Annotated in this window: 10 protein-coding genes; 8 read left to right on the top strand and 2 right to left on the bottom strand. The window is 58.8% G+C overall.

Annotated features, from left to right (window positions below; genetic code table 11):
• Positions 1-23: 23 nt before the first annotated feature.
• Together SBC1_RS32525 and SBC1_RS32520 are read right to left on the bottom strand one after the other, a co-directional pair.
• Positions 24-1,853 (bottom strand): hypothetical protein, encoded by a 1,830-nt coding sequence (locus SBC1_RS32525; protein ID WP_165104428.1) that lies wholly within the window; start codon positions 1,851-1,853, stop codon positions 24-26.
• 598 nt (positions 1,854-2,451) lie between these two features.
• Complete coding sequence (locus SBC1_RS32520) at positions 2,452-2,757, bottom strand: hypothetical protein (protein ID WP_165104427.1); 306 nt, start codon at positions 2,755-2,757, stop codon at positions 2,452-2,454.
• A 1,196-nt stretch (positions 2,758-3,953) separates the two neighbouring features.
• Here SBC1_RS32520 and SBC1_RS32515 point away from each other — a divergent pair.
• From SBC1_RS32515 to SBC1_RS32480, 8 genes are all read left to right on the top strand, one after another.
• On the top strand, positions 3,954-4,664 hold the full coding sequence (locus SBC1_RS32515) for an energy transducer TonB (protein ID WP_370469674.1): 711 nt from the start codon (positions 3,954-3,956) through the stop codon (positions 4,662-4,664).
• A gap of 76 nt (positions 4,665-4,740) precedes the next feature.
• Complete coding sequence (locus SBC1_RS32510) at positions 4,741-5,655, top strand: MotA/TolQ/ExbB proton channel family protein (protein ID WP_165104426.1); 915 nt, start codon at positions 4,741-4,743, stop codon at positions 5,653-5,655.
• A gap of 12 nt (positions 5,656-5,667) precedes the next feature.
• Positions 5,668-6,090 (top strand): biopolymer transporter ExbD, encoded by a 423-nt coding sequence (locus SBC1_RS32505; protein WP_165104425.1) that lies wholly within the window; start codon positions 5,668-5,670, stop codon positions 6,088-6,090.
• A 247-nt stretch (positions 6,091-6,337) separates the two neighbouring features.
• Positions 6,338-6,769: a biopolymer transporter ExbD gene (locus SBC1_RS32500; protein WP_165104424.1), complete on the top strand. Its 432-nt coding sequence runs from the start codon at positions 6,338-6,340 to the stop codon at positions 6,767-6,769.
• 9 nt (positions 6,770-6,778) lie between these two features.
• A complete protein-coding gene (locus SBC1_RS32495) occupies positions 6,779-7,984 on the top strand; it encodes a lipopolysaccharide assembly protein LapB (protein ID WP_165104423.1) in 1,206 nt (401 codons plus the stop codon).
• A 301-nt stretch (positions 7,985-8,285) separates the two neighbouring features.
• Positions 8,286-8,861: a helix-turn-helix domain-containing protein gene (locus SBC1_RS32490; RefSeq protein WP_165104422.1), complete on the top strand. Its 576-nt coding sequence runs from the start codon at positions 8,286-8,288 to the stop codon at positions 8,859-8,861.
• Positions 8,862-9,234: 373 nt separating this feature from the next.
• Positions 9,235-11,982: a TonB-dependent receptor gene (locus tag SBC1_RS32485; RefSeq protein ID WP_165104421.1), complete on the top strand. Its 2,748-nt coding sequence runs from the start codon at positions 9,235-9,237 to the stop codon at positions 11,980-11,982.
• Positions 11,983-12,138: 156 nt separating this feature from the next.
• Entirely contained in the window at positions 12,139-13,779 is a 1,641-nt protein-coding gene (locus SBC1_RS32480; protein ID WP_165104420.1) for a peptide ABC transporter substrate-binding protein, read from the top strand.
• Positions 13,780-13,834: the final 55 nt, after the last annotated feature.

Here is a 13,834-nt window from a genome sequence, read left to right as displayed (position 1 = left end):
CCTCCGTCAAGCCTCGATCTGCTTCAATGCGCTTCGCCGCGACCGGCGGGCCGAATGGGCGCGCCGTTGTCCGGTGCCTTGGACTCGGACGACTCTGTGTCTGCGTTCTGCACGGGCTGGAACGCAACGACTGGCTCACGCACTTCCTGCGGCACATGTGTCTCGCGCACTTCATGCGTTACGTGGGTTTCGCGCGGTGCACGTGCAACGGGGTTCGCGAACACGTGCGGTGACGCGATGACCGCTGTCGGAGCGCTGCCCACGTTCGCGACCGGAGCCGTGCGCGGGACCGCGACGGCCTCGCGGATCGGCGCTGGGTGCAGCGGTCCGCGCTGCATGATCGCATCGCTCTGAGCCTGCGCGATTTCGGCCGCTTTCTTCGCTTCAGCAATCTTGATGGCCACATGCTTGAGGAAGACGCGCGAGTCGTTGTAGCTCGAGTCGATAGCAAGCGCGTCCTTTGCGTACCGCCGTGCGCATCGCCAGGAAGCCGACTGGTCGCATGTACGGGCGTGTCGCATGGCGGTGTCACGTGCGGCTTCACGTCGGGCGAGGTCGTCGCGGATCCGCTGGACATCGGGGCTGTTGACCTGATTTGCGGGCACGTTGGCGAGGTTCTTGTGCACCGCATTCAGGTCATTGGTGACCAGCGCGAGGCGGGCGAAGTAGAGGCTTTCCCCCGGGCTGCCCAACGGCGGACGCTCAGTGGCGATGACCGGCGAGACCGGCGGCAACGAAAGCTTCGGTAGTTCCTGTTCCGCTGGCGCGGAAGGCTGAGGCGCGTGGCTTGCGATAGGGACATCGGCGACAGCGCTGGGGCGGGGCGCGGGTGGCAAGGCAGCGAGCGGAGCTGGAGTGTTGATGGCGGGCGTCGGGCTTGGCGTGGTGGTCGCGATCGTAGAGGGCGGCGTTGTCGCCGTGTCCTGCGCAAGCATGACAGGCGCCGGGGGTGTTGGATTCTTTGGTGCAAGCGTGACGGCTGGTGTGGTCGTCGGACTCTTTGAGACGGGCGCCGGTATCGGGCTTGGCGTGTTCGGCTCGTTCGCTGCTGTCGTGGCGGTTATCGGGGCCGGTGCATTTGGCGCCGCACTAGTAACGGGTCTCGTCGCCGGGCTCATTGCGAGCGTTGAAATCTCCGCCCGCAGGACCACGGCGGCGGTTGTCAGCTTGTTCATGATCGACGCCATCATCTCGGTCGCTTGATTCCGTACCGACGCGAGCGTGGGTGCTGGTGTGGGAATTTGCGCCAGAGTTGGCGTCGGAGCTTGCACCGGAGTTGGCGTCTGAGTTGGCCTAGGCGCAGGGGCCGCCGCATAGGTTGCCGCAGGGCGCTTAGCAAGGTTCGGCGCAGGGCGCGTGGCAGCGGTCACCGAGACGGGGTTCGACGGTTTTGCTGCCGCAACGACCGTCGTGGTGCTTGCCGGTACGGCGGCTTTCGGTGCCGTGTCGGTAGCCACCGGAACGAACGCCGGTGTCCTCGCAGGCTCCGGCAGTGCAGCAAGCCGTTGCACCACGGGTGACCTCAGGCCGGGCGCGTAGGTCAGCGCCAGCGCGACGGCGAGCAGTCCGCCGCCCGCCACGCCAAACGCCACGCGCCGGGCAACGCGGGCGCGTTCCCGCGCAATATTCATTGCCGCATCGACTTCCTCGGGCACGCTCGGATACGGCACGAGCATGCGTCCGGGCATCATCATGACGTTGCTGTTATTGAAGTCGACGGAGTTCGGTGCGCGCAATGCCCGGGACTGATTTGTGCCGCAATGCGGGCATTCGTCTTCGCCGTGCGTCAACGCGTTGCCGCAGCGATGACAAGCTGCATAAAGGACAGGCGTGCGAAAAGATAACAGGTTCATGCCGAACCCCTCGGGGCAGGTGTCGACGCCGGCTTGTGATGCGGCCGGATCGTTCGTATAAGAATAGTGCAATTAATTCAGAAGTTAGTACCCCGGTATGTTTTGTAGACCGCATTGATGCATATCGGCGACACTTCTTCATGCCCGCATCGCGCTATAGGGGCTTCGCCCGTTGCGACTGTCCGAATCTGACTTGAATGTGGCGGATAACAGCGGGCATCAAGCTCGTTCTCGGAAATGGCATGTAAGCCACGCTCAGTTGAACTGGCTATACGGTGCGACCGGCGCCACGATGGACCGTAGCCGGTCAAGCCAATGGTGCGGCCGCGAAGTTCGAATCTGATCCCGTGTATTGCCAGTAGAGGTCCGTGGTCAACTTTCGGCAGCTCCAGGCAAGGTCGTGTCCGTGTTGGCCTTCGGAGCGGGAAGCCTTCGCTGCAAGGCCGGAATGCAGCGCCATTTCCGGCAGCATAATCGTGCTCGGTGGCGTTCCCGTCTCGGTTGAAATGCCACACGTACGCAACGTCGTCTGACGGCATGAAGGTACCCACGGTCGCGCGACCCCGTTTGCGGTAGACGACCTCAAAACCATCGATCGTCAGCGAGCCCAGGTTCGCATACGCGTGTTCACATAGACGCTCGTCCCGTCCGGATTGCGAACGACCGTAATCGGGTTGTTCAAGTTCACCTCGTCCTGGATCAGACCTGTGCCAATTGCATATTGATCTTGATCTTCATCGCAAAGCGTGGAGAGAACCCGTCGCTGAAATTGATTAGTAACCTTAATGATCGATTGGCTGACCATCCTGTTGTGGATGATGAGTATGTCAACCTCGGAATAGACCGCCGTCATATTCCACGCGCCGGCCATCGCTTGCAACGCGCCCGGTGAAATGAACTCCATCAGGTTCTCGGTCTCGCGCTGACAAACGTACGGTCGTAGCAGGTGACCCCGCGGACCGACAGTGGACAACCGATAGCCCAAGAGCTTTCCTTCATATAAGAGAGATTTTCAATTGAACAGGGTTTTAATTTTAAATGCCCCATGAAATAAGGATTTTGAATACTCAATAACACAATCTTATATGATACCCCGTGTGAGCTTTGCTGAGCATTAATTACCGATTCAACAGATCTGCGACTTTAAATTCCCGATTGAATAAGGATTTAGAATACCCAATAACATAATCTTATGTATCAGCCCGCATGACTTGAATGAGCACTAATTACCGAGCGCCGTGCAAACTAAAGTTAACCATTATCAAAGTCGTCGGCTATATGTAATTATTTAGAATATATCTTGTAATTTGTAAAATGACGTATCGAAGATGTGTATTTAGACTGTCGCAAATACCGCTAAAAAGATTTCAATCGATGCTTTCCTTATTTTATTTTCTCGCTTTCGGCGCTGACCCCTGATCGGCGCTCGATCATCACGTTAGATGTGCCGTTCGTGATTCGCCGGCAGCCTGTGAAATTGCCCAGAGGCCCTGCCCAGTGGGCGTTTGAGCCATACGCCGGTCTCAGTCGATCGACCCCTCATGGGCGCACGATGGAAAGCCACAATAGCGGCCGAATCCCAGTTATCGAGCTGCCAAAGGCGCGCGCGTATCCGTTCGACCTCCGCATATTCTTTTGCAACAACGCAAATACGGCATCAATTAGAGGATTCACTCTAAATTGAATATGCTGTCATCAAAAAAAGTTTGACCGTACATTTTTTGTACTGCTATCGTCGCATCCCATGAAACACAGCTGACATAAACACGGTCGACGAAAACGTAGCTGATCGCGCAAAAGGTTCAGGAGCTGCGTGCGTCATTCAATGTTTTTGTGAGTGTTTATGTCAGACCGAAGCAAACAAGCCGAATCAATCTGTCGGGGTTGTTCTTAAATGATCATTCGGCGGGTTTGAAATACTGCTAGGGCATCTCACAGCCGCACCGCGTCATTGCATCAGGGTTTACGCGCTGAAGTATCAATTCGGAGTGCAAATCAAGGGGCGGAGCGCCGGATGCGGTTGTCCGAAGCGAACGTTGGTTGCCCTATGTCAGCGCACTGCAGTTACAGAAATGGACGATTCACGCCGGAGGAGTAAAGGTGGGTACTAAAGTCGAAGGGCAATTTCCGGCAGCAACGGCCCGTATGGGGAGGCCAGGACGCCCACGCGAGTTTGGGCGCAAGCAGCAAAACCCTGTGCGCCGCTTCGGCGGGATCGCAGTTGTTCTGCTCCTGCACATCGTGTTGATCTATGCACTGATCAACGGCCTTGCCACCAAGGTGGTACAGGTCATCCAGCATCCTATTGAAACGAAAATCATCGAGCCGGTTAAGCCGCCGCCGCCTCCGCCGTTGCCCACCGTGCAATTGCCGCCGCCGAAGTTCGCACCGCCGCCGCCGCCGTTCGTGCCGCCGCCGGAAGTGCAGGTGCAAACTCCGCCCCAGCCCACGATCACGCACCAGGCCGCGCCGGTTGTATCGGCACCCGCCGTGGCGCCCCCCGCACCGCCGGCCCCTCCCGTGCAAGCCAAGCCCGTGAGCACTGAAGTAGGGGTTGTATGCCCGAACTCAGATCAGATCCGTTCGTCGATCCGCTACCCGAAGGAAGCGCAGGAAAACAACGTGACGGGTGATGTGCTGATTGAATTCGTAGTCGACCCGCAGGGCCATATTACGAATGAACGCGTTGCCAAGTCTGCGGAAGATTCCTCACTCGATCGCGCTGCGTTCAACGCGGTCAAGCAGTTCACGTGCGTTTCCCAAGGCCAACCTGTCCGTGTGCAAGTTCCTTTCTCGTTTAACCTGAACTGAACCCACAGGCTGTTCGGTACCGGCAGCGATTTATCAGTCTTCGTTTAGAAGTTGTACTAATGAACTTGGAGCAGGCATGAAAAAGCGTACTCTCGCCGCATTGGCGGCAACCCTGTTGTTCGCCGTAACCACGGTGGATACCTTTGTGGCACCACACATGGCCCACGCGCAAGCTAGCGACGCGTCCGCGTCCGCGTCCGCCACTGCCACCGCCACCACGGCAGCACCACAAACGGCCGGCTCGGCCACAGACGAAGCGGTGCCGCCGCCCGCACCGGCCACGTCGGAAACCGTCAACAACCCATACGGGCTGGGCGCGCTCTGGAAGAACGGTGACTTTGTTGCACGCTTCGTGCTGATTCTGCTGGTCCTCATGTCGATGGGCAGCTGGTACATCATGATCACCAAGTTCTTCGAGCAGTTCCGTGCCAACCGTCGTGCGAAGAGTGCCGACGAGCAGTTGTGGACCGCGCCGTCGCTGGTAGAAGGCGCAAAGATGCTCGACGAGGCTTCGCCGTTCCGCTTCATCGCCGAAACAGCCATCGAGGCAGGCGAACACCACAACGAAGCACTGCTCGAAGCCGTCGACCGCAACACGTGGATCGACACCTCGGTCGAGCGTGCCATCACCAACGTGTCGAATCGTCTGCAGGACGGTCTGGCTTTCCTAGGCACGGTTGGCTCGACTGCGCCGTTCGTCGGTCTGTTCGGTACCGTGTGGGGGATCTATCACGCGCTGACGGCAATCGGTATTGCCGGCCAGGCTTCGATCGACAAGGTCGCGGGCCCGGTGGGTGAAGCGTTGATCATGACCGCGATCGGTCTCGCCGTGGCTGTGCCGGCTGTGCTCGGCTACAACTTCCTGGTTCGCCGCAACAAGTCGGTGATGGAGCGTGTTCGTGCGTTCGGCGCACAACTGCACACCGTCCTGCTCGCCGGCAGCCGGCGCTCGGTGCGCGCTACGGCCCGTGAAGCAGCGTTGGCCCAATAAGCGGAGTTCGTCATGGCTATGAGCGTTGGGCACGATGATGACGACGAGGTCATCTCCAGTATCAACACCACACCGCTCGTCGATGTGATGCTGGTCCTGCTGATCATCTTTCTGATCACGATTCCGGTTGTGACGCATACGATCCCGTTGCAACTGCCGAAGGAGACCATCCAGCCTTTGCAGACCACACCCAAAAGTATCGTCATTGCGGTCAACCGCGACGGCGATTTCTTCTGGAACGAGAAGCAGGTGGATGGACCGACGCTGCTGGCACGCCTGAAAACCGTGTCGGTCATGACGCCGCAACCGGAAGTGCACGTTCGTGGCGACCAGAGCGCGCGTTATGAATTCATCGGCCGGGTCATTACCGAGTGCGAACGCGCCGGTATTGCCAAGGTTTCGTTTATCACGGAGCCGCCTGCGCGCGGCGGCTAGCTGTGCATAGGACCGGAGTAAGCGCTGCGCCAACTCCGATCGAGCCTTGCATGGGACCGGACTAAGCGCTGAAGCGCCAACTCCGATCGAGCTTTGCATGGGACCGGACTAAGCGCTAAAGCGCCAACTCCGATCGAGCTTTGCATGGGATCGGAGTAAGGCGCTGAAGCGCCAACTCCGATCGAGCTTTGCATGGGATCGGAGTAAGGCGCTAAAGCGCCAACTCCGATCGACACAGGAGAAGACCATGGGAATGAACGTATCGTCGGGCGGCGGCAACGCTGAACCGGATGTGATGGTCGATATCAACACCACGCCGCTGATCGACGTGATGCTGGTGTTGCTGATCATGCTGATCATCACGATCCCGATCCAGACGCACGCCATCAAGATGAACTTGCCGATCGGCAATCCGCCGCCGCCGATCACGCAGCCTGAAGTGGTGCAGATCGATATCGACTTCGACGGCACCACGACCTGGAACGGCCAGCCGGTGCCCGACCGTGCGGCGCTCGACTCCAGGCTCGCACAGGTGGCTGCCGAACCGGTGCAGGCGGAAATCCATCTGCGGCCCAACAAGCTGGTGCCGTATAAGGATGTCGCGGCGGTGATGGCGTCCGCTCAACGACTGGGCGCAACGAAAATCGGTTTGATCGGCAATGAGCAGTACATGCAATAAGGAAGTGGAATGCTAACGATCCATCAACGCTTCAAACGCGCCGTCATTGCGGCCGCTATTGGAGGACTGTCCGCGCTCGCCGTGCTGCCGGTCACGTCTCATGCCGCAGACACCTTGCGCCCTGATGTGGCGAAGCCGCTGAACGCCGCGCAGGATCTGTATCGCGCGCACAAGTACAAGGATGCATTGACGAAGATCGATCAGGCGGCTGCAGTGCCGGGCAAGACGCCGTATGAAAGCTATATGGTCGAAGAGATGCGCGGCGCTGCTGCTGCGGCGGCGGGCGACAATGGTGTAGCCGCCCAGGCCTATGAAACGTTGCTCGGTTCAGGGCGCCTAACCGGCGCTGACGAACAACGCACCACGGCGGCACTTGCAGGCATCTACTTCGAGCAAAAGAACTACGCACAGGCTATCAAGGTCGCGCAGCGCTATCAGAAGTCAGGCGGCAGCGATCCCGATATGCGCACTCTGCTCGTCCAGTCTTACTACCTTTCGAACGACTGCGGCAGTGTGGTGAGCCTCCTCAAGCCCGTGGTCGACGCGCAAGCGCGTGCCGGCCATGCGCCCGACGAGTCGCAGCTGCAACTGCTCGGCACGTGCGCGCAGCGTGTGAAAGATGACACGACGTACCGCGGCGCGCTGGAAAAATTGGTCGCTCATTACCCGAAGCAGTCTTACTGGGACGATCTGTTCCAATCGATTCGTACGAAGCCCGGCTATTCGTCGGCGCTCGATATCGACACGTATCGGCTGCGTCGCGCGACGGGTTCGCTCACCACCGCCAACGATTACATGGAGATGACCCAGCTCGCGATTGTCTCGGGTACGACGGCCGAGGGCAAGCAGGTGATCGATCAGGGATTCGCATCAGGCGTTCTGGGTCACGATGCGCAGGCGGATCGCGAAAAGCGGTTGCAGGCGCTAGCCGCGAAGCGGGCGCAAGCGCCGGCTGATCCGGCGAACCCCGTAGCACCGGTCGACGTCGGTTTCAACGAGGTCTTCGCGGGGCAAACCAAGCAGGGTCTTGCCGCAATGGATGCGGCGATCGCGAAGGGTGGGCTCGATCACCCTGACCAGGCGCAATTGCATCTCGGGGTGGCCTACTACGTGGCAGGCGACAAAGCCCGCGCAGTGCAAACCTTTCACGCGGTGAAAGGCACCGACGGTTCGGCCGACCTCGCCCGATTGTGGGTCATGGTGGCGTCGAAGTAACGGCATCCCGGTTTCAACATGTCCCATCCTGTGAAGTGCCGCCAAGCTATGTGTGCATTGCGCCGGGCGGTACGTGCTCGCCGCATGGAACGCAGATCTTCGGCAGTAGAGGGAGGTGGTTGTATACGCAACCACCTCCCGGTTTTAGACAAGTGCGAAAGTGTCCCGACAATCGCATTGATTGAACCAAGCATCGCGGCAACTAACCGGGCATAGGGCGCGTGTTTCAGGGAAGATGTCGCATCCAATAAAACATAGTTTGGTATACAAACTAATTTTGACTACGGGATTCTGTCTTGCTATGGTTTTGCCACTCGATAACAAGGCACAGATCGCAGTTTCCATAGGAATAAAAATCCGGTCGCTTCGCCAGCGGCTCAAGCGCACGCTGGATGAAGTGGCGACAAGTGCGGGGATTTCGAAGCCATTTTTATCGCAAGTCGAACGAGGTCAGGCAACGCCCTCTATCACATCGCTCGTTGGTATTGCGCGCTCGCTAGGCGTCACGGTTCAGTACTTCGTCGACACGCCGACTGAAGACAAGTCAGTGCGTAGAAAGAGTGAGCTGAAGTACTTCGGCTTCGACGGAACCGCGAATCTTTTTGGACGGCTGACGAATTTGTCGGTCGGCGGCCAGCTGGAAGCAATTCTCGTCAGGATGCCGGTGGGACAGAACCCATCGGAAGTCACGACGCATGCAGGGGAAGAGTTCTTGTACGTAATGAGCGGCCAGATATCGCTCACGTTAGAAGGTACAACGTTCGTATTGCAGGCTGGTGACACCGCCCATTTCGAGTCCACCGTGCCTCACGCCTGGTGCAACACCGCTCGCGAAGAAGCGGCGGTTGTATGGGTGGGCACGCCAAGATTGTTCTAGGTGGCTTTGCTCCGTAATTTTTTGAAAGCACCCGTTCTGTATTCGTAAGTATTGCTAAAGTTTTGATTGAAGGTTGTTTTGATGGAGAGACGTTGTCCGATCCATCATGCAAAGTAGTCGAAGTTAAAACAATTAGAAAGCGCTGCGCATGTCGTTTGTAATAAATAAGTAGTCCGATATTAAAGTATATGAAGTGTCCCGTCTTCTGTCTGCATTTGCAATTTGGTGCGCTATTGACCCGTTGCCAGGCAGTAGAAGCGCGGGTCAGCTTTAACGGAGCGCGGCGCAAGCACGCCGTATATCGAGTGGAGAGGTCCACAAGACCTCTCTTCACACACAGCTGTGGCCTTACTGACGAGCGAGAAGGGGAAAAATGAAACAACGGGCATTGGCGCTGGCCATCAAAAGAATAGTCTGGGCTGAATTAGCGTTGTCAGCCGCAATCGCCGTACCGGCGTTTGCGCAGAGCCAGCCAGCCACCACTGGTACGGCCGCAGGCGCAACGACAACGGAAAGTACGCCGGCGGCAGCAGCGGCGGCGCCGGCATCTGGCGTTGTTGCAGCACCGTCCGCGGACAACAACACTGCGACACCGACTGCTGAAAAGGGCGTCCAGCAAATCAAGAAATTCGAAGTGACCGGGTCACTGATCCGCAGCGCCGACAAGGTCGGCTTCAACGCGGTTCAGACGGTTACGCAGAAAGACATTGTGCAGAGCGGCGCCACGACCGTCGCCGATTATCTGCGGACGACCTCAGCCAATTCTGCGAATAGCTGGGGCGAAGGCCAGTCCGGCAACTTTGCCGCAGGCGCGGCGGGTATTGCTCTACGCGGTCTCAGCGAAAAGTACACGCTTGTATTGGTGGATGGACAGCGCGTTGCGCCATTCGCGTTCTTTTCGAACAGCGTCGACTCCTTCTTCGACCTGAACACGCTGCCGTTGAACGACATCGACCGCATCGAAATCGTGAAGACCGGCGCCGTGTCGCAATACGGCTCGGACGCCATCGCGGGCGTGGTCAACATCATCACGAAGCACGACTTCCAGGGGCTGCAACTCGACGGCAGCTACGGCAGCGCCATCAGCCAGGGCGGCGGCGCGGGCACGACCAAATTCGGCGTGCTCGGCGGCTTTGGCGATCTCAACGCGGACCGCTTCAACGTGACGGCCGCCGCGAGCTACTACAAGTCGAACGGCTTCACGCTCGCAGACCGCGACGCGACGAGCGGTCAGGATTTCACCAATCAGACGGGCGGCCTTTCGTTGCTTGCACCGTCTTACTGGAGCATGCCCGACGGCAGCGTGCAGGCATTGAGCGGATGTGCGAACGGCGGTTCGGTGCATCCCGCCGCCACCAACTCGCTGACGGCTGGATCGGCGGGCACGATCTGCGGCTTCAACAGCGCGGAAAGCACGTCTATCGCCCCGATGACCGAGCGTGCGAATGCGAAGATTCACGCTGACTTCAAGATCAATGATACGACGACGGCGTTCGGGGATTTCCTGATCAGCAGCAACACGACCACCACCAACGACGGTCTGTGGAACAACGTTATTGGCAATCCGCAGGTCCCCGCACTCGTGTGGAACCCGCAGACCAAGCTGCTTTCGCCGTTCAATTTCACTGTGCCGGCGAGTAATCCGTACAACCCGTTCGGTGTCGCCACGCCGCTCACGTATGCGTTCCCGAACGCGGTGGCGGAAAACACGTATTCCACCTACTGGCGCGTGTCGACGGGCATCAAGGGCTCGTTTAACTTGCCGAACGGCGAATGGGATTGGGCGAGCTCGGTCAGTCACTCGCAAAGCACGGTCTCGAACACCTATACGAACCAGCTCAACACCAACGTACTAACCAATATTTACCAGAACGGGACTTTCGACTTCGCGAATCCTGCGGCTACGCCGAACGGGACCAACGGGCTGTACATGGACGCGAACAATCTGGCTATCTCGAAGCTGGATACAGTTGACGCAACGCTGTCGACGCCAGACCTCTTCCATCTGCCGGCGGGCGATGTGGGTCTTGGCTTCGGTGCACAGTTCACGCACCAGAGCGAAGTGATGAACCCGGGTTCGGCGTTCGAAGAGGGCGAGGTCATCAGCCCGAATCTGCAGACGGTGAACGGCCAGCGCAACGTGGCCGCCGTGTACTACCAGGTGGACATTCCGATTGTGCGCGCCCTGACATTCAGCCAGTCGGGCCGTTACGACCACTACAGCGATGTAGGTGGTGCGTTCTCGCCGCGTTTTGCATTGCGCTATCAACCGGTTCAGGCGCTCACGATGTACACGTCGTATAACCGCGGCTTCCGCGCGCCGACGTTCGTTGAGAACAGCAACTCGCAAACGATGGGTATTCAGGTCGACCAGGCCACCGGCCAGAACTACACGTCGATCACGGAGGGTAATCCGGCCCTGAAAGCCGAGCGCACGCGTAACCTCAGCATCGGCTTCCAGTTGTCGCCCACCCGTACGACCGATATCGGCCTGGACTGGTACAAGATTCGTGTGGACAACGTAATCGGCCAAGGCTCGCCTTCGCAGGTTGTCACCGACCCGGTAACGGGCGAACTCCTGTACAAGGTCATTCCGTACCAGAACCTCGGTTATCTTGATACGAACGGTTTCGAAGGCACGTTCCGCCAGGCACTGCCGACGAAGGTCGGGACGTTCACGTTGTCCGCTGACTGGGCTTACGTGAACAGCTTCAAGCTCGGCTCCCCGGGTCAGGCGCCGGTGAATGGTGCGGGTAACGACTACACGCTCACACAGCCGTTCGGCGGCAGCTTCCCGCGCTGGAAAGGCAACACCACCGCGGACTGGACGTACAACAAGTTTGACGCAGCGTTGACCTGGCAGTTCACAGGTCCGTATGCGCAGAATCTGGATGCGGCCGGGCCATCCCGAGTGGGATCGTACAGCCAGTTCAACCTGATGATGACGTACACGGGCTTCAAGCACTGGACGATCTTCGGCGGCATCGACAACATCTTCAACCGTGCGCCGCCGTACGATCCGATCTTTGCAAATGGCACGCTGGATCAGACGGGCTACGACCAGTCGATATACACGAACATTGGCCGCTTCGCGCAGGTCGGCGCAACGTACAAGTTCTGATGCCGCTGTAGTTTGTTTGTCTGATGGAACGGTCGCTCCGGCGCGTGTCATGCGGCGCTGGAGCGACCTTGGTTTTGGCGATACGCAGTATCGGGGACCCGTGTTCGTGGCAGATCAAAGCCGAGCGCGGAAGTCATGAATACCAGGAGTTTCCAGATGTTTTTAGCACCACGTCCTTCTCCTTCAATCCGTCTTCGCTGCGCATCCGCGGCACTCGTTCTGGGCGGCTTCATGCTCGCCGGCGCCTCGCAGGCGGCGGTTGTTCCTCCTGGCGTGCAACTCGCCGCGAAGCAGGAACTGGTGCGCAACAACGGCACTGAAGTCGAGACACTCGATCCGAACGTGGCGGAGTCGGTGCCGGCCAATACCGTCGCGCGCGATCTGTTTGAAGGACTGACCGCGACGCGCGCCGACGGTGAGACCGTCCCCGGCGTAGCGGAAAAGTGGGAAATGAAGGACCCCACCACGTGGGTCTTTCATTTGAGAAGGAATGCGAAGTGGTCAAATGGTGAGCCAGTTGTCGCCGCTGACTTTGTCTACGGATGTCAGCGTCTCGTCGATCCAAAAACGGCTTCGCCATACGCAAATACCTACGGCATGTTCCTGCTGAACGGAGCAGACATTGTTGCAGGCAAAAAACCGGTGGCGTCGCTTGGCGTAAGCGCGCCCGACCCGTACACGGTCGAGATCAAGACGCCGTATCCGGTGCCGTTCCTGCCTGACCTGATGTCGAATACGAACCTTGGGCCAGTGAACAAGGCGGCCGTCGAAAAGTACGGCAAGGACTGGACCAAACCCGGCAAGCTTGTCAGCAACGGCGCGTTCATGCTGAAAGACTGGCAGGTGAACAATCGTCTTGTGCTGCAGAAAAACCCGCAGTACTGGAATGCTGCTTACGTGCAATTGACCCAGGTAACGTACCTGCCGGTGGAAGACGAAAACACAGACGTGGATCTGTACAAATCCGGCGGTGACGACTGGGTGAACCAACTGCCGTCGGGCACCTATGCCCGCTACAAACAGGAGTACCCGAACGAGATGCGCGCGGCGCCCATGCTCGGCTTGCGTTATTACTCGTTCAACAACAAAGACCCGCTCCTGAAGGACGTGCGTGTGCGCAAGGCGCTGTCCATGGTCATCGACCGGGACATCCTCGCGCAGCGTGTGACTGCCGATGGCCAGATCCCGGCGTATGGCGTGATCGTGAAGGGCGTGAAGGGCGCCGACGTCAGTGCGTACGACTGGGCCTCGTGGCCAATGGCGAAACGCGTGGACGAAGCGAAAAAGCTGCTGGCCGAGGCGGGCGTGAAACCCGGCACCAAGTTGCAGTTCGCCATGAACACGAGTGAGTATCACAAGAAGATGGCGATCTTCGCGGCGTCCGAATGGAAGACGAAGCTGGGCCTGGATACTGAAATCCAGGCGATGGAATTCAAGGTGCTGCTCAAGAAGCGGCACGAGGGCGACTATCAGATTGCACGCAACGGCTGGGTGGCGGACTACAACGACGCAAGTACCTTCCTCACGCTGGTTCAATGCGGTTCCGAGCAGAACGACAACCAGGCGTGCAACCCCAAAGCCGATGCGCTGATGCACCAGGCGTCCGACTCCACCGACCCGGCCACGCGTCAGACATTGCAGACCGAAGCGGCCAAGGTAGCAATGGAAGACTATCCGATGCTGCCTCTGCTGCAATACACGCTGGTGCGGTTGGTCAAGAGTTACGTGGGCGGTTATTCCACGAAGAACCCTATGGACCACTACCGCAGCGAAGACATGTACATCATCAAGCATTGAGCGCCGCGTTTGGGCCGGCCACTCGAGATGAGCACGGCGATAATCCGGCACCGCG

Source organism: Caballeronia sp. SBC1 (assembly GCF_011493005.1).
In the GTDB taxonomy this organism is placed as follows: Bacteria; Pseudomonadota; Gammaproteobacteria; order Burkholderiales; family Burkholderiaceae; genus Caballeronia.
This window is presented reverse-complemented; position numbering and strand designations above follow the sequence as displayed.